The organism is Pseudomonas sp. AC112, assembly GCF_979253545.1.
On sequence record NZ_CEEDCM010000001.1, the window covers coordinates 3,966,351 to 3,990,330 of the forward strand.

General features: G+C 61.5%; 14 protein-coding genes. 8 read left to right on the top strand and 6 right to left on the bottom strand.

What is annotated here, in order from left to right; all coding sequences use genetic code 11:
• Positions 1–479: 479 nt before the first annotated feature.
• The gene (rlmKL, locus tag AC0IYN_RS18375) at positions 480–2,744 is read left to right on the top strand and encodes a bifunctional 23S rRNA (guanine(2069)-N(7))-methyltransferase RlmK/23S rRNA (guanine(2445)-N(2))-methyltransferase RlmL (protein WP_406597958.1); all 2,265 of its coding nucleotides are present in this window, start codon (positions 480–482) and stop codon (positions 2,742–2,744) included.
• 142 nt (positions 2,745–2,886) lie between these two features.
• Positions 2,887–5,286, top strand: a complete 2,400-nt coding sequence (locus AC0IYN_RS18380) for a sensor domain-containing diguanylate cyclase (protein ID WP_471842410.1) — start codon at positions 2,887–2,889, stop codon at positions 5,284–5,286.
• A 101-nt stretch (positions 5,287–5,387) separates the two neighbouring features.
• Here AC0IYN_RS18380 and dacB read toward each other — a convergent pair whose 3' ends face one another.
• The gene (gene dacB / locus AC0IYN_RS18385; RefSeq protein ID WP_406597960.1) at positions 5,388–6,848 is read right to left on the bottom strand and encodes a D-alanyl-D-alanine carboxypeptidase/D-alanyl-D-alanine endopeptidase; all 1,461 of its coding nucleotides are present in this window, start codon (positions 6,846–6,848) and stop codon (positions 5,388–5,390) included.
• Positions 6,849–7,086: 238 nt separating this feature from the next.
• Between dacB and AC0IYN_RS18390 the strand changes: the two genes are divergently transcribed.
• Positions 7,087–7,431: a YggL family protein gene (locus AC0IYN_RS18390; RefSeq protein WP_003193255.1), complete on the top strand. Its 345-nt coding sequence runs from the start codon at positions 7,087–7,089 to the stop codon at positions 7,429–7,431.
• Between the two features lie 36 nt (positions 7,432–7,467).
• Here the strand turns inward: AC0IYN_RS18390 and AC0IYN_RS18395 are convergent, their stop codons facing one another.
• Positions 7,468–8,658, bottom strand: coding sequence for a benzoate/H(+) symporter BenE family transporter (locus AC0IYN_RS18395; protein ID WP_406597961.1), 1,191 nt, complete (start codon positions 8,656–8,658; stop codon positions 7,468–7,470).
• A gap of 225 nt (positions 8,659–8,883) precedes the next feature.
• Here AC0IYN_RS18395 and AC0IYN_RS18400 point away from each other — a divergent pair, with 225 nt between their 5' ends.
• Positions 8,884–9,648: a GntR family transcriptional regulator gene (locus AC0IYN_RS18400; RefSeq protein ID WP_015885332.1), complete on the top strand. Its 765-nt coding sequence runs from the start codon at positions 8,884–8,886 to the stop codon at positions 9,646–9,648.
• Between the two features lie 145 nt (positions 9,649–9,793).
• On the opposite strand, the gene guaD is transcribed toward AC0IYN_RS18400, so the two are convergent.
• From guaD to xdhA, 4 genes are read right to left on the bottom strand one after another with little or no spacing between them, the layout of a single operon-like run.
• Positions 9,794–11,098, bottom strand: a complete 1,305-nt coding sequence (gene guaD / locus AC0IYN_RS18405) for a guanine deaminase (protein ID WP_406597962.1) — start codon at positions 11,096–11,098, stop codon at positions 9,794–9,796.
• Positions 11,099–11,110: 12 nt separating this feature from the next.
• Positions 11,111–11,950 (bottom strand): xanthine dehydrogenase accessory protein XdhC, encoded by an 840-nt coding sequence (gene xdhC, locus AC0IYN_RS18410; RefSeq protein ID WP_457248235.1) that lies wholly within the window; start codon positions 11,948–11,950, stop codon positions 11,111–11,113.
• 21 nt (positions 11,951–11,971) lie between these two features.
• Positions 11,972–14,374, bottom strand: coding sequence for a xanthine dehydrogenase molybdopterin binding subunit (gene xdhB / locus AC0IYN_RS18415; protein WP_457248236.1), 2,403 nt, complete (start codon positions 14,372–14,374; stop codon positions 11,972–11,974).
• Positions 14,367–15,815, bottom strand: a complete 1,449-nt coding sequence (xdhA, locus tag AC0IYN_RS18420; RefSeq protein WP_406597965.1) for a xanthine dehydrogenase small subunit — start codon at positions 15,813–15,815, stop codon at positions 14,367–14,369. The genes xdhB and xdhA overlap by 8 nt, the downstream gene beginning before the upstream one ends.
• 280 nt (positions 15,816–16,095) lie before the next feature.
• Here xdhA and AC0IYN_RS18425 point away from each other — a divergent pair, with 280 nt between their 5' ends.
• From AC0IYN_RS18425 to ligA, 4 genes are all read left to right on the top strand, one after another.
• Complete coding sequence (locus AC0IYN_RS18425; protein WP_406597966.1) at positions 16,096–16,755, top strand: GntR family transcriptional regulator; 660 nt, start codon at positions 16,096–16,098, stop codon at positions 16,753–16,755.
• Between the two features lie 2 nt (positions 16,756–16,757).
• The gene (gene smc, locus AC0IYN_RS18430) at positions 16,758–20,246 is read left to right on the top strand and encodes a chromosome segregation protein SMC (protein WP_458375757.1); all 3,489 of its coding nucleotides are present in this window, start codon (positions 16,758–16,760) and stop codon (positions 20,244–20,246) included.
• Between the two features lie 259 nt (positions 20,247–20,505).
• The gene (gene zipA, locus AC0IYN_RS18435) at positions 20,506–21,369 is read left to right on the top strand and encodes a cell division protein ZipA (protein ID WP_078049731.1); all 864 of its coding nucleotides are present in this window, start codon (positions 20,506–20,508) and stop codon (positions 21,367–21,369) included.
• A gap of 87 nt (positions 21,370–21,456) precedes the next feature.
• On the top strand, positions 21,457–23,814 hold the full coding sequence (gene ligA / locus AC0IYN_RS18440) for an NAD-dependent DNA ligase LigA (RefSeq protein WP_406597969.1): 2,358 nt from the start codon (positions 21,457–21,459) through the stop codon (positions 23,812–23,814).
• Positions 23,815–23,980 lie beyond the last annotated feature (166 nt).

Genomic DNA, 23,980 nt, shown 5'->3' on the forward strand with positions numbered 1-23,980 from the left:
GCCGGGCAGAGTTTTTCTGCCGTTGGTGGGCTCGCTGCCGGCGTGGCGAGCCAATGTGTCGGCGTCGTTACGGCGCCAACCTGTGTTGAGTTCTAACCAATAGGTCACATGGATTCAATGATCGTTTTGTCATAAGCACGTAACGATAACGATGCTATAGCCATAAGCTGGGATGGCTTTTAGCCCCATTTATCTGGCAAAGCCAGCTATGATGCACCCTGCAAAGAGGATGGGTTTAATCCTTTAGTGAGAATGTCCGCCCGTTGCAGTCGGTTATTATTCGACGAAGGGTCGAGATATTTCTTTTTGTTGCTGCAAATTCTTTATCTGCCCCGTCAATCAAGGCCCACGGGCTCATTAGACGGGGTGGGACGGCACATTCGTGCCACGCGAGCACTCTTCAAGAAAAGTGCTTGATTGAAAACCGAACCGGCGATGCGTCGCTCGTTCATTTATTGCTGAAAAGCCTGGAATGCCCCATGTCGGACCGTTTTGAACTCTTCCTCACCTGCCCCAAGGGCCTCGAAGGCCTGCTGATCGAGGAAGCCGTCGGGCTTGGCCTTGAGGAAGCCCGCGAGCACACCTCGGCCGTGCGCGGCATGGCCGACATGGAAACCGCCTACCGCCTGTGCCTCTGGTCGCGACTGGCCAACCGCGTGCTGTTGGTACTCAAGCGTTTCCCGATGAAGGACGCCGAAGACCTCTACCACGGCGTATTGGATATCGAGTGGGCAGACCACATGGTGCCCGACGGCAGCCTGGCCGTTGAGTTCAGCGGCCACGGCTCGGGTATCGACAACACCCACTTCGGCGCGCTGAAGGTCAAGGACGCAATCGTCGACAAATTGCGCACCCCGACCGGTGAACGGCCGTCCATCGACAAGATCAACCCGGACCTGCGCATTCACCTGCGCCTGGACCGTGGCGAAGCCATCCTGTCCCTCGATCTGTCCGGCCACAGCCTGCACCAGCGCGGTTATCGCCTGCAGCAGGGCGCGGCACCGTTGAAGGAAAACCTGGCGGCCGCGATCTTGATCCGTTCCGGTTGGCCACGTATCGCCGCTGAAGGCGGTGCGCTGAGCGACCCGATGTGCGGTGTGGGCACCTTCCTGGTAGAAGGCGCGATGATCGCCGCCGACATGGCGCCGAACCTGAATCGTGAACTGTGGGGCTTCACCACCTGGCTGGGTCACGTCCCGGCGCTGTGGAAGAAGCTGCACACAGAAGCTGCTGAACGTGCCGCCATCGGCATGAACAAGCCGCCACTGTGGATCCGAGGCTACGAAGCTGACCCACGCCTGATCCAACCCGCGCGCAACAACATCGAACGTGCCGGCCTGAGCCACTGGATCAAGGTGTACCAGGGCGAAGTCGGCACCTTCGAGCCGCGTCCGGACCAGAACCAGAAAGGCCTGGTCATCTGCAACCCGCCGTACGGCGAGCGCCTGGGTGACGAAGCCAGCCTGTTGTACCTCTACCAAAACCTCGGCGAGCGTCTGCGCCAGGCCTGCATGGGTTGGGAGGCGGCGGTGTTTACCGGCGCGCCGGACCTGGGCAAGCGCATGGGCATTCGCAGCCACAAGCAGTATTCGTTCTGGAACGGCGCGTTGCCGTGCAAGTTGCTGCTGATCAAGGTCAACCCGGATCAGTTCGTCACCGGCGAGCGTCGTACCCCCGAACAGCGCCAGGCCGAGCGTGAGCAAGCCGCTTACGATCAAGCCCCGGCCGAGCCGCAAGAGCGCCAGTACAACAAGAACGGCAACCCGATCAAACCCGCCCCGGCCCCTGTGGTCGAGCAGGCGCGCTTGAGCGAAGGCGGGCAGATGTTTGCCAACCGCCTGCAGAAGAACCTCAAGCTGCTGGGCAAGTGGGCCAAGCGCGAAGGCGTGGATTGCTACCGCGTGTACGATGCCGACATGCCGGAATACTCCATGGCCATCGACCTGTACCACGACTGGGTCCACGTGCAGGAGTACGCTGCGCCGAAGTCCATCGACCCTGAAAAAGCCTCCGCGCGCATGTTCGATGCCCTGGCAGCCATTCCACAGGCGCTGAACATCGACAAGAGCCGCGTGGTGGTCAAGCGCCGCGAGCGTCAGAGCGGCACCAAGCAGTACGAGCGCCAGAGCGCCCAGGGCAAGTTCACCGAAGTCAGCGAAGGCGGCGTGAAGCTGCTGGTCAACCTTACCGACTACCTGGACACCGGCCTGTTCCTCGACCACCGTCCGATGCGCCTGCGTATCCAGAAAGAGGCCGCCGGCAAGCGCTTCCTCAACTTGTATTGCTACACCGCCACCGCCAGTGTGCACGCCGCCAAGGGCGGTGCGCGCAGCACCACCAGTGTCGACCTGTCCAAGACTTACCTGGACTGGGCGCGTCGCAACTTCTCCCTCAACGGTTTCTCTGACAAGAACCGCCTGGAGCAGGGTGATGTGATGGCGTGGCTGGAGGCCAGCCGCGATGAGTTCGACCTGATCTTCATCGACCCGCCGACCTTTTCCAACTCCAAGCGCATGGAAGGCATCTTCGACGTGCAGCGCGACCACGTGCAATTGCTCGACCTGGCCATGGCGCGCCTGGCGCCGGGCGGCGTGTTGTACTTCTCGAACAACTTCCGCAAGTTCGCGCTGGAGGACAACCTCAGCGAGCGCTATGTGGTCGAGGAAATCAGCGACAAGACCATCGACCCGGATTTCGCGCGTAATGCGAAGATCCACCGGGCGTGGAAAATCACCGCGCGCTGATCGCTGCCACTAAAAGAGCCGCAAGCCTGGAATATTCCGGGCTTGCGGCTTTTTTGCGCTGGTCAAATTCAAGGCCGGTGGCTATAACTTAAGGCCTAGCCAAAGTGACACCCCCCGCACGCTGGCGTTGTGAGTGTTGCCTATGCCGTTACAAGCCGTTCGCCCGAAAATCCTAGGCTTTATCAGTGAGCAGGCGTCGGCTTGGCTGGTGGCATTGGTGGTGTTACTGGCAGGTTTAGCCTTGACGGCGATCGTTGCCTGGGCAGCCTCCGACCTCTATCAGCAACAGGTGCGCCAACGCTTCCAGTTGTTGGTCAACGAGCGCTATACGCGCCTGCAGGAACGCTTCGAAGACCAGGAGCAGCGCCTGAACAGCTTGCGGCGTTTCTTCGTCAATTCCGATGATGTGTCCCGCGAGGAGTTCGACGGCTTTGCCCAGCCCCTGTTGTTGCGCGCTCGCGCCTATTCTTGGGCGCCACGGGTGTACCGCGAGCAGCGCAGTCAATTTGAACAGACTGTGTCCGAACAGCGCGGCACACCCTTTGTTATCCGTGAACTGAATTCAGCCGGCGAGCTGGCCCCAGCGCCCGAGCGCGATGAGTACGTGCCGGTGCTGTACAGCCAGACCCAGAGCCTGCTTGGCGCACCACTGGGCTTCGATTTGTTGGCCCAGCCGCTGCGGCGTTCAGCGCTTGAGCGCGCGCAGAAGACCGGTAAGCTCGCGGTCTCCCAGCCGATGCAATTGGTCGGGGTAGAGCCGGCCTATGCCACCGGGGTGCTATTGGTCGCGCCGGTGAGCCATCTGCCCACTTCCGAGCAATCCCAGAATGAGCCCTATGGTTATGTGATGGCGGTGATCAGCATGCGCCAGTTGGTGGCCGATGGTTTGCCCAAGCCGGACCGGGACAACCTGGTGATGCAGATTGTCGACACCTCTGACCTGCAGAAACGCGTGCTTTTCGAGTCCAGCAATGAGGTGGGCAGCAGCGACCTCGTCGGCGCGCGCCGCCTCACGTTAGGCGACCATGGGTATGCGCTGAAACTGCGCCCAAGCCAGGTGTTCGACCAGGCCAACCACTCTTCGCTGTCTACGGTCCTGACCATGGGTGGCCTGCTCAGCCTGTTGCTCAGCGCCTTGCTCTATGTGCTGGTGAGCCAGCGCCAACGTGCGTTGAAACTGGTCGAGCAGCGCACGGCGCAGTTACGTCTGCGCGAGCAGGAGTTGCGCGGTGCTCATGGCCAATTGCGCAGCGTGCTGAATGCCGCGACCCAGGTCGCGATCATCGCCACCGACCTGCGCGGTGTCATCAACACCTTCAACGCCGGTGCCGAGCAGATGCTGGGTTTCAGGGCCGAGCAGGTGGTGGGCACCCACACCCTGGAAAGCCTGCACCTGGCGCCGGAACTGGAAGCGCGCTCCGCCAGCCTGAGCGTGGCCTTGGGCAAGCGCATCCCGGCGAGCCAGGCCATGCTGGTGGAAAGTCCTGACACACTGCACGAAGCCCGTGAGTGGACCCTGGTTCGCGAAGACGCCAGCCAACTGACCGTGAACATGCTGGCCACGGTGTTGCTGGACGACCACGGACTGTGGATCGGCCACCTGGCGATCTACCTGGACGTCACCGAACAAAAGCGTGCCTACGAGGCCCTGGCAGCCCGGGACCGCCTGCTCAAGAAACTCAGCGCCCATGTGCCCGGGGGGATCTTCCAGTTCACCCTGGAGCCCCAGGACAACTGGAAATTCATCTACGCCAGCGACGGCATGCGCGATATCTATGAAATCGAGCCCGGCGTGCTGCAGCAGGATGCAAAGAAGGTCTTCGAGCGTATCCACCCGCTGGACGCGGAGCGGGTGCGCGCCTCGATTCGCTTGTCGGCGTTGCAGTTGAGCCATTGGCGCGAGGAGTACCGCGTGCTGTTGCCACAACGGGGCCTGCGCTGGATTCGTGGCGAGGCGACGCCTGAAGAATTACCCGCGGGCGGCACGTTGTGGCATGGCTACGTGTCGGACATTTCCGACCTCAAGCGGGTGGAAGAGGAGCTGCGTGCACTCTCGATCACCGATTCCCTGACCGGGATCCACAACCGCCGCTACTTCCAGGATCGTCTCAAGGCCGAGATGGTGCGGCTCAACCGCACCTCGGGGGCTTTGTCGGTGATCATGCTTGATATCGATCACTTCAAGCGCATCAACGACCAACATGGGCATGCGGTGGGCGATGGGGTCTTGCAGGAACTGTGCAAACGCATCAGCCAGCGCCTGCGCCGTACCGATGTGTTCTGCCGTCTGGGCGGTGAAGAATTCATGGTGCTGTGTCCCCACACCGATGGTGATCAGGCCTACCGCCTGGCGATGGACTTGTGGGAGTCGCTGCGCAGTGCGCCGATGGAGCCGGTCGGCGTAGTCACCGCCAGCTTTGGCGTGGCCAGTTGGCGCGTGGATGAAGGCATCGACGGGCTGTTGCTGCGCGCAGACTCGGCGGTGTACGTCGCCAAGCAGGCGGGCAGGGACCGGGTGGAGGCCGAAAGGCTGCGTGCCTGATCAACCCCGTAGGAGCTGGCTTGCCGGCGATGTGGACCGAATGTTCAGTGGTGCTCCTTCGGATGTCATCGCCGGCAAGCCGGCTCCTACAGGGTACAGATTCAAAGGACGGGAGCGGCCGCCACTGCCTTAGGCTGGCGATACAGATCCAGCAGCACCTGATCCAGCACCGACGAAGCGCCCCAGGGTTTTGGATCGTTGAGGATCGCCACCACGGCCCAGGTGTTGCCATTGTTGTCGCGGCTGAACCCAGCGATGGCGCGCACGGTGTTCAAGGTGCCGGTCTTGACGTGGGCTTCGCCGCGCATGGCGGTGGTCTTCAGGCGTTTGCGCATGGTGCCGTCAGTGCCGGCAATCGGCATCGAGCTGATGTACTCGGCAGCGTAAGGGCTTTTCCAAGCCGCTTGCAGCATGGCCGCCATCTCGCGGGCGCTGACCCGTTCGGCACGCGACAGGCCGGAGCCGTTTTCCATCACCAGGTGCGGCGCGGTAATGCCTTTTTTCGCCAGCCACTGGCGTACCACACGTTGCGCCGCCTTGGCATCATCGCCGTCGGCATCGTTGCGGAACTGCGCGCCCAGGCTCAGGAACAGTTGCTGGGCCATGGTGTTGTTACTGTATTTGTTGATGTCGCGGATGATTTCCGCCAGGTCCGGTGAGAACGCCCGGGCCAGCACCTTGGCATCCTTGGGCACGGGTGCCTGGATGTCACGGCCCTGGATGGTACCGCCCAACTCCTGCCAGATCGCCCGCACGGCGCCGGCGGTGTAGGTGGCGTGATCAAGCAAGGACAGATAAGTCTGCGAGCTGCAGCCATCGGCCAACTGGCCGCTGACCGTCACTGTCACGCTGCCATCGGCGGCGGTCACCGGGTTGTAGCGCACATCGCCAGTGCACTGCTTGGCGTTGGACACCTTGACCTGATTGTCGATGCGGATGCTCGCAATTGGCGGCTCGACCGACACCAGCACCCGGCCGGAGTCATTGCGGGTGACGAAACGCAGCGCCTTGAGGTTGACCAGCAGCGCGTCCGGCTTGACCAGGAAGGGCTTGTTCTCGTCGTTGCCATCGTCGTTGAATTCCGGCAACAGCGGCTGGTTGAAGAAACTGCGGTCCAGCACCAGGTCGCCGGTGACTTGCTGCACACCGTTGGCGCGCAGGTCGCGCATCAGCAGCCAGAGTTTTTCCATGTTCAGCTTGGGGTCGCCGCCACCCTTGAGGTACAGGTTGCCGTGCAACACGCCACCGCTGAGGGTACCGTCGGTGTAGAACTCGGTTTTCCACTGGTGGTTGGGGCCGAGCATTTCCAGGGCCGCATAGGTGGTGACCAACTTCATGGTCGAGGCCGGGTTCACTGAGACATCGGCGTTGAAAACGGTCGGTGTACCGGGGCCGTTCAGGGGGATCATCACCAGGGACAGCGCGGTGTTTTGCAGCTTGGCTTTGGCGAGTGCCTGCTGAACATTCGGTGGCAGGGTATTGTTGACGGGAGCAGCGGAGGTGGAAAAGGCCAGCGGAAGGAGAAGACCGGCGAGCAAGACGGAACGCAAAGATTTGATCATAAGAAGTAAAACCCTACTGCTGAGGAGGGTGAAAAAGGCGAGGGGTAAATAAGAAAAATCCCTCAATGGTCATGAAAGTGTCGGCATTATGCCCCAAGGTGGATCCACTTGTAGCTGAACGATAGCTGGTATTGCGCGTTTTTTTTAGCGCCATTGTGCCGCCTGTCCCAGAGAGTCGGGCAATCGCCGCCTTAAACTGCTAAAGTGCCGCCCGTTATTACTTATGAGGATTGTTCCAATGGCGACTAACCGTTCCCAGCGTCTGCGCAAAAAACTGTGCGTTGATGAATTTCAAGAGCTGGGTTTCGAACTGAACCTGGACTTCAACGAAGGCCTGAGTGAAGAAGCTATCGACGCTTTCCTCGAAGCATTCATCAAAGAAGCCATGGAAGCCAACGGTCTGGGCTATGTCGGCGGCGATGACTACGGTCTGGTTTGCCTGCAGAAGCGCGGCTCGGTCTCCGAAGAGCAGCGTGCTGCTGTTGAAGCCTGGCTGAAAACCCGTTCCGAGCTGACCAAGGCTGAAGTCAGCCCGCTGCTGGACGTGTGGTATCCGGAAAAGCCGATCAACGCGGCTAAGTGATACTGAAAAAACGGCGACCTGAAGGTCGCCGTTTTTTTATGCCTTGCGCCCGTTCAGAATCAGCAGCGTCAACACCCCCGCCACAATTCCCCAGAACGCCGAGCCGATGGAAAATAGCGTCAAGCCAGACGCCGTGACCATAAAGGTGATCAGCGCCGCTTCACGTTCCTTCGGCTCATTCATGGCGATGCTCAGGCCATTGATGATCGAGCCAAACAGTGCCAATGCCGCAATCGACAGCACCAGTTCCTTGGGCAAGGCTGCGAACAACGCCGCCAAGGTCGCGCCGAACACCCCGGCGATCCCGTAGAACACCCCGCACCACACCGCTGCGGTATAGCGCTTGTTACGGTCTTCATGGGCATGAGGCCCGGTGCAGATCGCCGCGCTGATCGCTGCCAGGTTGATGCCGTGGGAGCCGAAGGGCGACAGCACCAATGAGGCCAGGCCGGTGGCGGTGATCAGCGGCGAAGCGGGTACGTTGTAACCGTCGGCCCTGAGCACGGCGACGCCGGGCATGTTCTGGGATGTCATCGCCACGACGAACAGCGGGATGCCGATGCTGATGGTGGCGGCCAGCGAGAAGTGCGGCGTGGTCCACACCGGCGTCGCCACTTCCAGGTGAAAACCACTGAAGTCCAGCAACCCCATCAAACCGGACAATACGGTGCCGATCACCAATGCCGCCAGCACCGCATAACGCGGCGACAGGCGCTTGATCACCAGGTACGTGAAGAACATCCCCAGCACCAGCCCGGTGCGATGCTGCGCGGCGACGAAGATCTCGCTGCCGATCTTGAACAGAATCCCTGCCAGCAAAGCGGCGGCCAGCGACGCCGGGATGCGCTTGACCAGTTTTTCAAAGCTGCCGGTCAACCCGCAAATCGTCACCAGCACCGCGCAGGTGATGTAGGCACCGATGGCCTCGCCATAACTCACACCGCCCAGGCTGGTGATCAGCAGCGCGGCGCCTGGCGTCGACCAGGCAATGGTGATGGGGGTGCGATAGCGCAACGACAGGCCGATACTGCACACCGCCATGCCGATGGAAATCGCCCAGATCCATGAAGAAATCTGCGCCGTGGTCAAACCGGCGGCTTGCCCGGCCTGAAACATCAGGACCAGGGAGCTGGTATAGCCGGTCATCATGGCGATGAAGCCGGCGACTACGGCCGACGCAGACGTGTCGGCCAGCGGGCGCAAAGGCGCTTGGGTGGCGTCGTTCATGGAAGGTGTTCCTTTTACCTGGATTTTTGCCGTTGTCGGCACGGATTCAAGCCTAAACTTAAACGTAACGACTCATTGCAATACAGCCGACGGCGCAAACAGCCGTACAGTGTGTTGGCGCATCCGGTTGTGTACAATGTGCCCTGATTTTAGGTGATACTTGCCAGCGACACGTTGTTGCCGTATTACCGTTAATTCGCCGCCGTTCTCCAAACCCGAGTGCCCATGAACGAACAGTTGCAACCTCTCAAGAAACAACCGCGTGCCGGCAAGGCTGGTCGCAGCGGAACCCAGGACGATATCGTCTACGCGCATATCTTCGAGGCGATCCTCGAACAACGCCTGGCACCCGGTACCAAGTTGAGTGAAGAGGCACTGGGCGAAATCTTTGGCGTGAGCCGCACCATCATTCGCCGTGCCCTGTCGCGGCTGGCCCATGAAGGCGTGGTGCTGCTGCGCCCCAATCGCGGTGCGGTGGTGGCCAGCCCCAGCGTCGAGGAAGCACGCCAGGTCTTCCTTGCGCGGCGTCTGGTGGAGCGGGCGATCACTGAATTGGCGGTGCAGCACGCCACGGCTGAACAGTTGGCCGAGCTGCGCCAGATGGTCAACGACGAGCGCGACAGCTTCTCCCGTGGCGATCGCGGTGCGGGCATCCGCCTCTCTGGCGAGTTCCACCTCAAGCTGGCCGAAGCGGCGAAGAACGCCCCGCTGATCAGCTTCCAGCGCAGCCTGGTGTCCCAGACCTCATTGATCATCGCCCAGTACGAAAGCGGCAACCGCTCGCACTGTTCCTACGATGAGCACACCCAGTTGATCGACGCGATCGAAGCACGGGACGCGGCGCTGGCGGTGAACCTGATGATGCATCACATGGACCATATCGACAGCAAGCTCAACCTCGATGAAGAGAGCGCGTCGGATGATTTGCATGCGGTGTTCTCGCATTTGTTGCAGACCAAGAAGCCGGGTCGCTCCTCGATCAAACTCTGACCCTCTTCCTTGTAGGAGCTGGCTTGCCGGCGATGAGGCGCTCAAGTCCTGCGCCGAAGCTGATAACGCCATCGCCGGCAAGCCGGGCTCCTACAGAGAGGGTGCATATAAAAATCCCCGGTTGATAGCCGGGGATTTTTTGGGGTTAGCGCTGGTGCACCAACTGCCCGGCTGCATAGGTCTGCAACACCGTTCGATCATCCCCCAGCGTCATCAATACAAACAACGTCTCGGCAATGTTCTTCGCCTGCTTCAAGCGATAGCTCAGCAGCGGCGTGGCGTTGTAGTCCAATACCAGGAAGTCCGCATCGGTGCCCGGTTGCAACGTGCCGATCTTGTCTTCCAAGCGCAATGCACGCGCACCACCCAACGTCGCCAGGTACAGCGACTTGAACGGGCTCAACCGCGCACCCTGCAACTGCATGACCTTGTAGGCTTCGTTCAGGGTTTGCAGCAGTGAGAAACTGGTGCCGCCGCCCACGTCGGTGCCCAGGCCGACGTTCAGCTTGTGCTTCTCGGCCATCGGCAGGTTGAACAAGCCGCTGCCGAGGAAGAAGTTCGAAGTCGGGCAGAACGCGACCGCCGAACCCGTCTCTGCCAACCGTGCGCACTCGTCATCACACAAATGCACGCCATGGGCAAACACCGAGCGCTCGCCCAGCAGTTTGTAGTGGTCGTACACATCCAGGTAGCCCTTGCGCTCCGCAAACAGCTCCTTCACCCACTCGACTTCCTGCTTGTTCTCGCTGATGTGCGTCTGCATGTACAGGTCCGGGTATTCGCCCAGCAGTTGCCCGGCCAGCGCCAGTTGCTCCGGCGTGCTGGTGGGCGCAAAGCGTGGCGTCACCGCGTAGTGCAGGCGGCCCTTGCCGTGCCAGCGCTCGATCAGCGCCTTGCTTTCCTGGTAGCCGGATTCGGCGGTGTCGGTCAGGTAGTCCGGCGCGTTGCGGTCCATCATCACCTTGCCGGCGATCATGCGCAGGTCGAGTTTCTCGGCGGCTTCAAAGAACGAATTCACCGACTGCGGGTGCACGCTGCCAAACACCAGCGCGGTGGTGGTGCCGTTGCGCAGCAGTTCCTTGATGAAAATGTCCGCGACTTCTTCGGCGTGGGCCTTGTCGGCGAACTGGCTTTCGCACGGGAAGGTGTAGGTGTTGAGCCAGTCCAGCAACTGCTCGCCATACGCGCCGACCATGCCGGTTTGCGGCAGGTGGATGTGGGTGTCGATCAGGCCGGGTGTGATCAGCGCGTCTTGGTAGTGGGTGATTTCGATGTCGGCAGGCAGGGTTGGCAGCAAATCGCTGGCATGGCCAAGGGCACTGATCTGACCGTTTTCGATCACCAGCAGGCCGTCTTCGAAATATTCGTAGGAGGCTTCTATCCCCACTTCAGCAGGGTCGGCGATGCTGTGCAGGATGGCGGCACGGTAGGCTTTGCGAGTCAAAGGCATGGTGATCTCAATTCAAAGGGCTTGGCTGCGACGTGAAGCCGGCAGCAGTTTGGCAATAGGTTCGGCGCTCGCAGTGTGCTGGCCGAAATTGGCGTTATAGGTGGCGATGATTTCCCCGGCGATGGAGATGGCGATCTCCACGGGCAACTTGCCCTTCACCTCGGTGAGGCCCATGGGGCAGCGCATGCGTTGCAACTGCGCGGCATCGAAACCGCGATCACGCAGGCGGTGTTCGAACTTGACCCGTTTGGTCTTCGAACCGATCAGGCCGAAGTAGGCAAAGTCATTGCGTTTGAGCAGGGCGGCAGTCAGTTCCAGGTCCAGCGCGTGATTGTGGGTCATGACGATGCAGTAACTGCCCACCGGCAGGTCGGCAATTTCGTCGACTGGCTCTTCGCTGACGATTTTACGCACGCCCTGGGGGATATGTTCCGGAAACTCCTGGTCGCGGGAATCGATCCAGCGCACCCGGCACGGCAGGCTCGCCAGCAACGGCACCAGCGCACGGCCGACATGGCCGGCGCCAAACACCGCGATCTGTGCCTGCACCTGGCCCATGGGCTCGAACAGCAGCACCGTCACGCCGCCGCAGCACTGGCCCAGGCTCGCGCCGAGGCTGAAGCGCTCCAGGTGGGTGTTCTGCTGGCCACGCACAAGCATGTCGCGGGCGATCTGCATCGCCTTGTATTCCAGGTGCCCGCCGCCGATGGTGTCGAAGGCCTGGGCGGCGCTGATCACCATCTTCGAACCGGCATTGCGCGGCGTGGAGCCGAGCTCTTCGATGATGGTCACCAGCACGCAGGGTTCACCCCGGTTTTGCAGGTCGGCGAGGGCGCTGATCCAATTGTTCATAGTCACCTCTTGTGGTGTCTGTCAGGCCGTCATCGCTGGCAAGCCAGCGCCTACAGGGGGTGGAGTTGTTTGCAACTGCCGCATCTGCTCACAGCCCCACAACACCCGTTCCGGCGTCGCTGGCGCATCGATCTTGGGTTGATGGCGATAGTCACCCAGGCTCGCTACCGCGTCCTTGATCGCGCACCACGAAGCGATTCCGAGCATGAACGGCGGCTCGCCCACGGCTTTGGAATGGAACACCGTGTCTTCGGGGTTCTTGCGGTTTTCCACCAGCTTCACCCGCAAGTCCAGCGGCATGTCGGCCACCGCCGGGATCTTGTAGCTGGCCGGGCCGTTGGTCATCAGCTTGCCCTTGTTGTTCCACACCAGCTCCTCCATGGTCAGCCAGCCCATGCCCTGGATAAAGCCGCCTTCTACCTGGCCAATGTCGATGGCCGGGTTCAGCGAGGCGCCGACGTCGTGGAGGATGTCGGTGCGCAGCATCTTGTATTCGCCGGTCAGGGTGTCGACGATCACTTCGCAGCAGGCCGCACCGAACGCGAAGTAGTAGAACGGCCGACCGCGCGACTGGCTGCGGTCATAGAAGATTTTCGGGGTCTTGTAGAAGCCGGTGCTGGAGAGCGAAACCTGGGCAAAATACGCCTGCTGGATCAGCGCCTCGAAGGTAAGGATCTGGTCACGCACGCGTACATGGCCGTTGTGGAATTCCACATCCGCTTCGCTCACGTCGTATTTGCGCGCGGCGAACTCCACCAGGCGTTGCTTGATGGTTTCGGCGGCGTTTTGCGCAGCCTTGCCGTTCAGGTCGGCACCGCTGGAGGCTGCTGTTGGCGAGGTGTTGGGCACCTTGTCAGTGTTGGTGGCGGTGATCTGTACGCGGTCGATGTCCACCTGGAACACCTCGGCCACCACTTGCGCGACCTTAGTGTTCAGGCCCTGGCCCATTTCGGTGCCGCCGTGGTTCAAGTGGATGCTGCCGTCGGTGTAGATATGGATCAACGCACCGGCCTGGTTGAGGAAGCTGGCGGTAAACGAAATACCGAACTTGACCGGCGTCAGCGCCAGGCCTTTTTTCAGGATCGGGCTGTGGGCGTTGTACAAGCGGATCGCTTCGCGGCGCTCGGCGTATTGGCTGCTGGCTTCAAGTTCGGCGGTCATCTCTTCGAGCATGTTGTGCTCGACGGTCTGGTAGTAGTGGGTGACGTTGCGCTCGGTCTTGCCGTAGTAGTTGGCCTTGCGCACCGCCAGTGGGTCCAGCGCCAGATGGCGGGCGATGGCGTCCATCACTTCCTCGATGGCGACCATGCCTTGCGGGCCGCCGAAACCGCGGTAGGCGGTGTTGGACGCGGTGTTGGTCTTGCAGCGGTGGCCGTTGACCGTGGCGTCGCCCAGGTAATACGAGTTGTCCGAGTGGAACATCGCACGGTCGACAATCGAGTTGGACAAGTCCGGCGAACAGCCGCAGTTACCCGCCAGTTCCAGGTTGATCCCGTGCAGTCGGCCGCTGTCGTCGAAGCCCACGTCGTATTCGATATAGAAGGGGTGGCGCTTGCCGGTCATCAACATGTCTTCGACGCGCGGCAGGCGCATCTTGGTCGGCTGGCCAGTCAGGCGCGCCACTACCGCACACAGGCACGCCGGGCTGGCCGCTTGGGTTTCCTTGCCGCCGAAACCACCGCCCATGCGGCGCATGTCGACCACGATCTTGTTCATCGATACATCCAGCACTTCGGCCACCAGCTTCTGCACTTCGGTGGGGTTTTGCGTGGAGCAGTAGACGATCATGCCGCCGTCTTCGGTGGGCATTACCGAGGAAATCTGGGTTTCCAGGTAGAAGTGTTCCTGGCCGCCGATGTGCAGGGTGCCCTGGATGCGGTTTTTTGCGGTTGCCAGGGCACCGGCCGAATCGCCGCGCTGGTGGGTGTGGCTGTCGAGTACGAAATGTTTTTTACGGAAGGCCTCGACCACGTCCAGCACCGGTTCCAGGTCTTCGTATTCGATCACGGCCGCCATGGCGGCCTTGCGTGCGGTTTCCAGGTCGCGGGCCGCGACGGCCAGCACGACCTGACCGACAAACTGCACGGTGTCGATGGCCAGCAATGGGTCGCCAGGCATCAACGGGCCGATGTCTTTCAGGCCCGGCACATCCTCATGGGTGATGACGATGCGCACGCCGTCGAAGGCGTAGCAAGGCGCGGTGTCGATGCTGATGATTTTCGCGTGGGCGCGGTCGGACATGCGCGCGTACAGGTGCAACTGGTTGGGGAATTCCAGGCGGTCATCGATGTACTGCGCCTCGCCGGATACGTGCTTGGCGGCGCTGTCATGCTTGACGCTGCGACCGACCCCGGAGGTGAGGTCCTGGGCGAACAGCTCGGCGAGTTCGGCCTGGGTTTTAACGACGGCGTGATGGTTAGACATAAGCGGTCACCCGAGTCTCGATGTGCGGCGTTTGCAGTTCGATGAAGTATTTGCGCAGCAGGTTCTGCGCGCTGAGCAGGCGGTATTCCTTGCTGGCGCGGAAGTCCGACAGCGGAGTGAAATCCTCGGCCAGGGCGGCGCAGGCTTTCTCCACCGTGGCGCTGTTCCAGGTGGCGCCGACCAACGCGGCTTCGCAGCTTTTGGCGCGCTTGGGGATGGCAGCCATGCCGCCGAACGCCACGCGGGCCTCGCTGATCACACCATTGTCGATCTTCAGATTGAACGCCGCGCAGACGGCGGAAATATCATCGTCCAAGCGCTTGGAGACTTTGTAGGCACGGAACAACGCGTGGCCTTTCGGCACGATGATCTTCTCGATGAACTCGCTGTCCTGGCGGGCAGTGACGCGGTAATCGATGAAATAGTCTTCGAGCGCCAAGGTGCGGCGTGTCTCGCCCTTGCACAGCACAATCTGCGCGCCGAGGGCGATCAGCAGCGGCGGCGAATCACCGATCGGCGAGGCGTTGCCGATGTTGCCGCCCAGGGTGCCCTGGTTGCGGATCTGCAGGGAGGCGAAGCGGTGCAGCAGCTCGCCGAAATCCGGGTAGGCCTGATGCAGCGCGGTGTAGCAGTCGGAGAGGGCGGCGGCGGCGCCGATTTCCAGGCGATCGTCGAAGTCTTCGATGCGCTTCATTTCTTCGATGTTGCCGACGTAGATCATCACCGGCAGCGTACGGTGGAACTGGGTGACTTCCAGCGCCAGGTCGGTGCCGCCCGCCAGCAGGCGGGCTTGCGGGTAGGCGTCATAGAGGTCGGCCAGGTCGGCGACGGTCAGCGGCACCAGGCAGCGTTTGTCGCCACTGTTGAGTTCACCGGTTTGGGTCGGCGCGATGGCTTTGAGACGGGCGATGGTCTCGGCCTGGCGGCTGTCGAACTGATCCTGGGGTTTGTTGCAGCAGGCCTGTTCGGCGGCCGCAAGAATCGGGCGATAACCGGTGCAGCGGCACAGGTTGCCGGCCAGGGCTTCATGGGCTTTCTGGCTGTCGGGCGCGTCGCTGTTCTTTTGCAGGGCGAACAGCGACATCACGAAGCCAGGGGTGCAAAAACCGCATTGCGACCCGTGGCACTCCACCATGGCCTGTTGCACGCTGTGCAGTTGGCCCTGGTGCTTGAGGTCTTCGACGCTGATCAGTTGTTTGCCGTGCAGCGACGACACGAAGGTCAGGCACGAGTTGAGGCTGCGATAACGGATCTGCTCTGCACCTTGAGCATCGGTATGCAGCTCGCCGACCACCACCGTGCAGGCTCCGCAGTCGCCGCTGGCGCAGCCTTCCTTGGTGCCGGATTTGCCCAGGTGCTCGCGCAAATAGTTGAGCACGGTCAGGTTGGGGTCCAGGGCGTGCTCGCTACGGAGTTCCTGGTTAAGTAAAAACTGGATCACGGAAGGCCTCGCAGACTCATTATTGTTGTTAACCGCTTTGCGCCGAATCTAGTCATGTCTGACTTTTCGGTCAACGATTTTCTGACCAGAAGGTCAAGAAATTGCGATCGCAACACATTCAATTATGGTCCAGTCTTCTGGAACCGTTGTTTTTGGGGGCTTATGGGCTTTGCGTGTTGCTTATTTCATGCCAAATTCGCCACGGTGGGCGTAGCGCCATCAGCGGGCCAATGCGCTACACTGCCGCGCTTGTACCGATAGAAGATTTTGAAGGGAAAACATGACGTTCAAGGCGCCGGACAGTCTCGCCGAGCAAATTGCTCACCACCTCGCCGAACGCATCATTCGCGGCGATCTCAAGCCTGGGGAGCGGATCCAGGAGCAAAAGGTCACGCTGGCACTCAATGTCAGCCGTGGTTCCGTGCGCGAAGCCTTGCTGATCCTCGAACGCCGCCACCTGATCGCGATCCTGCCGCGCCGGGGCGCCCACGTCACCGAACTCACCGCGCACAAGGTGCAGAGCCTGTGCACCTTGATGGGCGAGCTGTACATCCTGCTCGGCAATGCGGTCGCCCAGGGGTGGCAGGTGCAGGCTGACATGGCGCCGTTCCTGCAGATCCAGCAGCGCCTGGTGAGCAGCTTCGAGCGCCAGGACATCCGTGCTTTCGTCGAAGAAAGCTTCAACGTGATGCGCGCCGCGTACCCCTTCGCCAATAACCCTTATTTGCAGGAAACCGTCGAGAACCTGCAGCCGGCGATGAACCGCGCCTATTACCTGGCGCTGGATCAACGCAAGGCCTCCATGAGCGAGTACCTGGCATTCTTCGAACAGCTGCTCGCCGCCGTGCTCGCGCGTGACTTGGTGCAGATTCGCCAAGTGCTGTCGGCTTACGGCCAGCGCAGTTGCTCTCTGGTCATCGCAGCGTTGGCGGACGCCTAAGCGTGCGGCTCAAGTGCATCAAACTGGCGGGGTTCAAATCCTTCGTCGACCCGACCACGGTGAACTTCCCCAGTAACATGGCGGCGGTGGTCGGGCCCAATGGTTGCGGCAAGTCGAACATTATCGACGCCGTCCGCTGGGTGATGGGCGAGAGCTCGGCCAAAAACCTGCGTGGTGAGTCGATGACCGACGTCATCTTCAACGGCTCCACCAGCCGCAAGCCGGTGAGCCAGGCCAGCATCGAACTGGTGTTCGATAACTCCGACGGCACCTTGATCGGCGAGTACGCGGCCTACGCGGAAATCTCCATTCGCCGTAAAGTGACCCGCGACAGCCAGAACAGTTACTTCCTCAACGGCACCAAGTGTCGCCGTCGGGATATCACCGATATCTTCCTCGGCACCGGCCTGGGCCCGCGCAGCTACTCGATCATCGAGCAGGGCATGATCTCCAAGCTGATCGAAGCCAAGCCCGAAGACCTGCGTAACTTCATCGAGGAAGCGGCCGGCATCTCCAAGTACAAGGAGCGCCGCCGCGAGACCGAAAACCGTATCCGCCGCACCCACGAGAACCTCGCCCGCCTGACCGACCTGCGCGAAGAGCTGGAGCGCCAACTTGAACGCCTGCACCGCCAGGCCCAGGCCGCCGAGAAGTATCAGGAATACAAGGGCGAGGAGCGCCAGCTCAAGGCGCAACTCTCGGCCCTGCGCTGGCAGGCGCTGAATGATCAGGTCGGCCAGCGCGAAGCAATCATCGGCACCCAGGAAATCAGCTTCGAAGCCCTGGTGGCCGAGCAGCGCAACGCCGACGCCAGCATCGAACGCCTGCGTGACGGTCACCATGACCTGTCCGAGCGCTTCAATCTGGTGCAGGGCCGCTTCTACTCGGTGGGAGGCGACATTGCCCGCGTGGAGCAGAGCATCCAGCACGGCCAGCAGCGCCTGCGCCAGTTGCAGGATGATTTGAAGGAAGCCGAGCGCGCACGTCTGGAAACTGAATCGCACCTGGGCCACGACCGCACCTTGCTGCTGACCCTCGGCGAAGAGCTCGACATGCTAACGCCCGAGCAGGAAATCACCAGTGCCGCCGCCGAAGAAGCCGCCGCCGCGCTGGAAGAATCCGAAACCACCATGCACGGCTGGCAGGAGCAGTGGGACACCTTCAACCTGAAGTCCGCCGAGCCACGCCGCCAGGCCGAAGTGCAGCAGTCGCGCATCCAGCAGCTGGAAACCAGCATGGAGCGCCTGGCCGAGCGCCAGCGTCGTCTGCAGGAAGAGCGCGTGTTGCTCGCCGCCGACCCGGAAGACGCGGCGATCATGGAACTGAGCGAGCAACTGGCCGAAAGCGAAATGACGCTGGAAGAGTTGGAAGCCAGCGAAGAACAACAAGTGGAGCGCCTGGAGCAATTGCGTCAGCAACTGCAACAGGCGACCCAGGCGCAGCAGCAGGCCCAGGGCGATTTGCAGCGGCTCAATGGTCGGCTTGCTTCCCTCGAAGCCTTGCAGCAAGCCGCCTTGGACCCCGGTACCGGCACCGCCGAGTGGCTGCGTGACCAGCATCTGGCCGAGCGCCCGCGCTTGGCGGAAGGCTTGAAGGTAGAGGCGGGTTGGGAGTTGGCGGTTGAAACGGTCCTCGGTGCCGACCTTCAAGCCGTGCTGGTGGATGATTTTGGCGGCTTCGACCTGGCCGGTTTCGCCCAGGGCGATTTGCGTCTGCTCAGCCCGGCCGCCGATGGCACGCGGGTGCCGGGCAGTTTGCTGGATAAGGTTGAGGCGGCGATTGATCTGTCGCCATGGCTGGGCCAGGTCAAGCCGGTCGAATCCCTGGAGCAGGCCCTGGCCCAACGCGGCCAACTGGCGGCCGGCGAAAGCCTGATCAGCCGCGACGGCTACTGGGTCGGCCGCCACTTCCTGCGCGTACGCCGCGCCAGTGAAGCGCAAAGCGGTGTGTTGGCCCGTGGCCAGGAAATCGTCAACCTGATCGCCGAGCGTGAAGAGCGCGAAGCGACCCTGGAAAGCCTGGAAACCGAACTGCAAACCCTGCGCGCCACCCAGCGCCAGCAAGAGACTGGCCGCGAACACCTGCGCCGCCTGTTGCAGGACGAAGCGCGCCAGCAAGGTGAATTGAAAGCCCAGCTCTCCGCGAGCAAAGCCAAGGTCGAGCAACTGACCCTGCGCCGCACCCGCCTCGACGAAGAAGTCGCCGAGATGGGTGAGCAACGCGCCCTCGAACACGAACAGATCGGTGAAGCACGCCTGCACCTGCAGGAAGCCCTCGACAGCATGGCGCTGGACACCGAGCAGCGTGAACTGCTGCTGGCCCAGCGCGACAGCCTGCGCGAGCGCCTCGACCGTGTGCGCCAGGAAGCCCGTCAGCACAAAGACCATGCCCACCAATTGGCGGTGCGCCTGGGTTCGCTCAAGGCCCAGCACGCGTCCACGGCCCAGGCCCTTGAACGCCTGGAGATGCAGTCCGAGCGCCTCACCGAAAAGCGCGAACAACTGAGCCTCAACCTGGAGGAGGGCGAAGCGCCGCTGGAAGAGCTGCGCCTCAAGCTCGAAGAGTTGCTCGACAAGCGCATGACCGTCGACGAAGAACTCAAGACCGCGCAGATCGCCCTGGAAGACGCTGACCGCGAACTGCGTGACGCCGAAAAGCGCCGGACCCAGGCCGAGCAGCAATCCCAGCTGATCCGCGGCCAGCTCGAACAACAACGCATGGAATGGCAAGCCCTGACCGTGCGCCGCAAGACCCTGCAAGACCAATTGCTGGAAGACGGCTACGACCTGCACGGCGTGCTCAATACCCTCACCGCCCAGGCCAACGAGAAAGAAGCCGAAGAAGAACTTGAGCGCATTGCCGCGCGTATCCAGCGCCTGGGTGCGATCAACCTCGCGGCCATCGACGAATACCAGCAGCAATCCGAACGCAAACGTTATCTGGACGCCCAGGACGCCGATCTGGTGGAAGCCCTGGACACCCTGGAAAACGTGATCCGCAAGATCGACAAGGAAACCCGAAACCGCTTCAAAGATACCTTTGATCAGATTAATGGCGGTTTACAGGCCTTATTCCCAAAAGTTTTCGGCGGTGGCAGCGCTTACTTGGAACTGACGGGCGAAGATCTACTCGATACAGGGGTGACGATCATGGCGCGGCCTCCGGGCAAGAAGAACAGCACCATCCATTTGTTGTCCGGCGGCGAGAAAGCCCTGACCGCATTGGCCCTGGTATTTGCCATCTTCAAGTTGAACCCGGCGCCGTTCTGCATGCTCGACGAAGTTGACGCCCCGCTGGATGACGCTAACGTTGGACGGTACGCGCGGTTGGTGAAGGAGATGTCCCAGACCGTGCAGTTCATCTATATCACCCACAATAAGATCGCCATGGAAATGGCGGATCAGCTGATGGGGGTCACGATGCATGAACCAGGTTGTTCGCGTCTGGTGGCGGTGGATGTAGAAGAAGCGATGGCGATGGTGGAGTCTTGATCCATGCCAGCAAAGAATTTTGATAGCGCGCGGTAAGACGCTTTACCGGTCTGGCGAAAGTGGCAAATGGACATATTTGTTCAAGGCATTTTGACAGACGGTGTAAAGTTATCTTTGGTCGTGCTAGTTTAATGTCAAATTTTCGTATGCGTGGGCAAAACGTCAGTCAGAACATAGAGTTGGCGCCACGTTTTAAAGCGGTTTGCACGTTGCTAAACCCCTTATTTTTCAGCATTTTTTATTAGAGGCACGGGATTACATGGAAATCGGTCTGCGCGAGTGGCTGATCGTCATCGGCATTATTGTCATTGCCGGTATTCTTTTTGATGGCTGGCGCCGGATGCGCGGTGGCAAGGGCAAGCTCAAATTCCGTCTGGACCGCAACCTGTCCAACTTGCCTGACGACGACGGCAGCGCCGAGCTGCTGGGGCCGCCCCGCGTGCTGGATACCCATAAAGAACCGCAACTGGACGAGCACGACTTGCCGTCGATGAGCGCCCCCGTGCGTGAAGCCCGCGAACCGTCCTCAAAACGTGGCAAGCGCGCCGCGCCTGTGGTGGCAGAGCCGCGCCAGGCTGACCTGGACCTGGACGTCGATGACGGCCCTGGCTTCAGCAGCCGCGACGATGATTTCCCAGACGAAAACGCTGGCAAGAATGCCCCGCGCCAGTCCGTGAACGACCAGCCGGCCGCCGAAGAAGTGCTGGTGATCAGCGTGATCTGCCGCGACGCCGCTGGTTTCAAGGGCCCGGCGCTGCTGCAAAACATCCTCGAAAGCGGCCTGCGGTTTGGCGAGATGGATATTTTCCACCGTCACGAAAGCATGGCCGGCAACGGTGAAGTGCTGTTCTCCATGGCTAACGCGGTCAAGCCGGGCACCTTCGACCTGGACGATATCGACCTGTTCAGCACCCCGGCGGTGAGCTTCTTCCTCGGCCTGCCAGGCCCGCGTCACCCGAAACAAGCGTTCGACGTGATGGTGGCCGCAGCCCGCAAGCTGTCCCAAGAACTGAACGGCGAGCTCAAGGACGACCAACGCAGCGTCCTCACCGCGCAAACCATCGAGCATTACCGTCAGCGCATCGTCGAGTTCGAGCGTCGCGCCCTGACACAGAAACGCTGAGGATTGGTCTTCAGCGTTGTCAGTAGAATAAGCGCACTAACATATTGAGCAGCTTCGGCTGCTCTTTTGCTTTCTGAGAGAACACCCATGACCGCCGCCCACACCCGCATCCTCGAACTGCGCGCTGAACTGGATCAGCACAACTACCGTTACCACGTCCTCGACGAGCCGAGCATCCCGGACGCCGAGTACGACCGGCTGTTCCACGAGCTCAAGGCCCTGGAAGCCGAGCACCCGGACCTGGTCACGCGCGATTCGCCGACGCAGCGGGTCGGCAGTGCGGCGTTGTCGGCGTTCACCCAGGTGAAGCACGAGATTCCGATGCTCAGCCTCGGTAACGCCTTTGATGAAACCACCATGCTTGAGTTTGATCGCCGGGTCACCGAAGGCCTCGACCTGCCGGTGGGCGATCTGTTCGGGGGCGGCGCGGCTGTTGAGTACAGCTGCGAACCGAAGCTGGACGGCCTGGCGGTCAGCTTGTTGTATCAGGACGGCGAACTGGTACGCGGCGCCACCCGAGGCGACGGCACCACCGGCGAAGACATCAGCGTCAACGTGCGCACCGTGCGCAATATTCCGTTGAAACTGCACGGCAGCGGTTGGCCAGCGACCCTGGAAGTGCGTGGCGAAGTGTTCATGTCCAAGGCCGGTTTCGAACGGCTCAACGCCTCGCAACTGGAGGTCGGCGGCAAGACTTTCGCCAACCCGCGCAACGCGGCGGCGGGCAGCTTGCGCCAACTGGACTCGAAGATCACCGCCAGCCGCCCGTTGGAATTCTGCTGCTACGGTGTCACCACCGACATCAGCGACACCCATATCGGCAACCTGCAACAACTGAAGAAATGGGGCATGCCGATCAGCCATGAGCTGAAGCTCGCCAAGGGGATCCAGGATTGTCTGGACTACTACCGCGACATCGGCGAGCGGCGTAACAGCCTGCCGTATGAAATCGACGGCGTGGTGTTCAAGGTCAACAGCATTGCCTCGCAGCGCGAACTGGGCTTCCGCGCCCGTGAACCGCGCTGGGCCATCGCGCATAAATTCCCGGCCATGGAAGAGCTGACCGAACTGCTCGACGTGGAATTCCAGGTCGGCCGCACCGGTGCTGTCACGCCGGTGGCGCGGCTCAAGCCGGTCAAGGTCGCGGGTGTGACCGTGTCCAACGCCACCCTGCATAACATGGATGAGGTTGCGCGGCTGGGCCTGATGATCGGCGACACCGTGATCATCCGCCGCGCCGGTGATGTGATCCCGCAGGTGGTCTCCGTTGTCCCCGAGCGCCGCCCGGAAAATGCCCGTGCGGTGCAGATTCCCGAGAGCTGCCCGGTGTGCGGCTCTCATGTGGAGCGCACGCAACTGGTCAAGCGCAGCAAGGGCAAGGAAACCGTCACCGAAGGCGCGGTGTACCGCTGCGTCGGCCGCCTGGCCTGTGGGGCACAGCTCAAGCAGGCGATCATCCATTTCGTCTCGCGTCGGGCCATGGACATCGACGGCCTGGGCGACAAGACCATCGAACAGTTGGTGGATGAAAAACTCATCGGCTCGCCCGCAGACCTCTACAAGCTCAAGTACGAGCAGATCATCGATCTGGAAGGCTTTGCCGATATCTCCAGCAAGAAGCTGATCACCGCCATCGAAAACAGCAAGACCCCGACCCTGGCACGGTTTATCTACGCCCTGGGCATTCCCGACGTGGGCGAGGAGACGGCCAAGGTGCTGGCGCGCTCGCTGGCCTCCCTGGAGCGTGTGCAGAAGGCCTTGCCGGAAGTGCTGACGTACTTGCCGGACGTGGGCTTGGAAGTTGCGCACGAGATCCACAGCTTCTTCGAGGACAGCCACAACCAGGACGTGATCGGCGCGCTGCTGTCGCCGCAGGAATGCGCCCTGCAGTTGCAGGATCAGGGCGAGCTGAGCGCCGAGTTCGCCGCCAGCACCACCCTGGGTGGTTTGCTGGACAAGCTGCACGTGCCGAGCGTGGGCCCCGGCGCTGCGCAGAAACTTGCGGACAAGTTCGTCACTCTGGAAGGCGTGATCAAGGCCGACTGGCTGGATATGCGCCAGGCCCTGCCCGAGAAGCAGGCCAAGGCCGTGCGCGAGTTCTTCGATAATGCAGACAACGCCAACCACGCCCTGGCCATCGAGCAGCAGCTCAAGGACTTCGGCATGCACTGGCTGAGCGAGAAGAAAGTGGTGGAAGGTTTGCCTGAAGCAGGGCACACCTGGGTGCTCACCGGTTCGCTGGAGATGATGAGCCGTGACGTGGCCAAGGACAAGCTTGAAAGCCTTGGTGCCAAGGTAGCGGGTTCCGTCTCGGCGAAGACCCACTGCGTAGTGGCGGGGCCGGGCGCCGGTTCGAAACTGGCCAAGGCCAACGAGTTGGGCCTGAAGGTATTGGACGAAGAGGCTTTCGTCGCCTTCCTCGCCAAGCACAACATCACTGTCTGATGTGGACTGTGGGGTAAACAAGCGTGTTGTGGTGAGCGGGCTTGCCCCGCGCTGGGCTGCGAAGCAGCCCTAAATCCAGGCACCTCGATCTATCTGAACCACCTCGACGCCCTTATTGGGGCCGCTACGCAGCCCAGCGCGGGGCAAGCCCGCTCACTACAACAAT

Bases quoted from the DNA above. Each gene is read 5' to 3' on its own strand.
- AC0IYN_RS18400 (WP_015885332.1), top strand. From the start codon at position 8,884: ATGAACGAACAGTTGCAACCTCTCAAGAAACAACCGCGTGCCGGCAAG.
- AC0IYN_RS18390 (WP_003193255.1), top strand. From the start codon at position 7,087: ATGGCGACTAACCGTTCCCAGCGTCTGCGCAAAAAACTGTGCGTTGAT.
- dacB (WP_406597960.1), bottom strand. From the start codon at position 6,848: ATGATCAAATCTTTGCGTTCCGTCTTGCTCGCCGGTCTTCTCCTTCCG.
- AC0IYN_RS18425 (WP_406597966.1), top strand. From the start codon at position 16,096: ATGACGTTCAAGGCGCCGGACAGTCTCGCCGAGCAAATTGCTCACCAC.
- guaD (WP_406597962.1), bottom strand. From the start codon at position 11,098: ATGCCTTTGACTCGCAAAGCCTACCGTGCCGCCATCCTGCACAGCATC.
- ligA (WP_406597969.1), top strand. From the start codon at position 21,457: ATGACCGCCGCCCACACCCGCATCCTCGAACTGCGCGCTGAACTGGAT.
- xdhC (WP_457248235.1), bottom strand. From the start codon at position 11,950: ATGAACAATTGGATCAGCGCCCTCGCCGACCTGCAAAACCGGGGTGAA.
- zipA (WP_078049731.1), top strand. From the start codon at position 20,506: ATGGAAATCGGTCTGCGCGAGTGGCTGATCGTCATCGGCATTATTGTC.
- AC0IYN_RS18380 (WP_471842410.1), top strand. From the start codon at position 2,887: ATGCCGTTACAAGCCGTTCGCCCGAAAATCCTAGGCTTTATCAGTGAG.
- xdhB (WP_457248236.1), bottom strand. From the start codon at position 14,374: ATGTCTAACCATCACGCCGTCGTTAAAACCCAGGCCGAACTCGCCGAG.
- rlmKL (WP_406597958.1), top strand. From the start codon at position 480: ATGTCGGACCGTTTTGAACTCTTCCTCACCTGCCCCAAGGGCCTCGAA.
- AC0IYN_RS18395 (WP_406597961.1), bottom strand. From the start codon at position 8,658: ATGAACGACGCCACCCAAGCGCCTTTGCGCCCGCTGGCCGACACGTCT.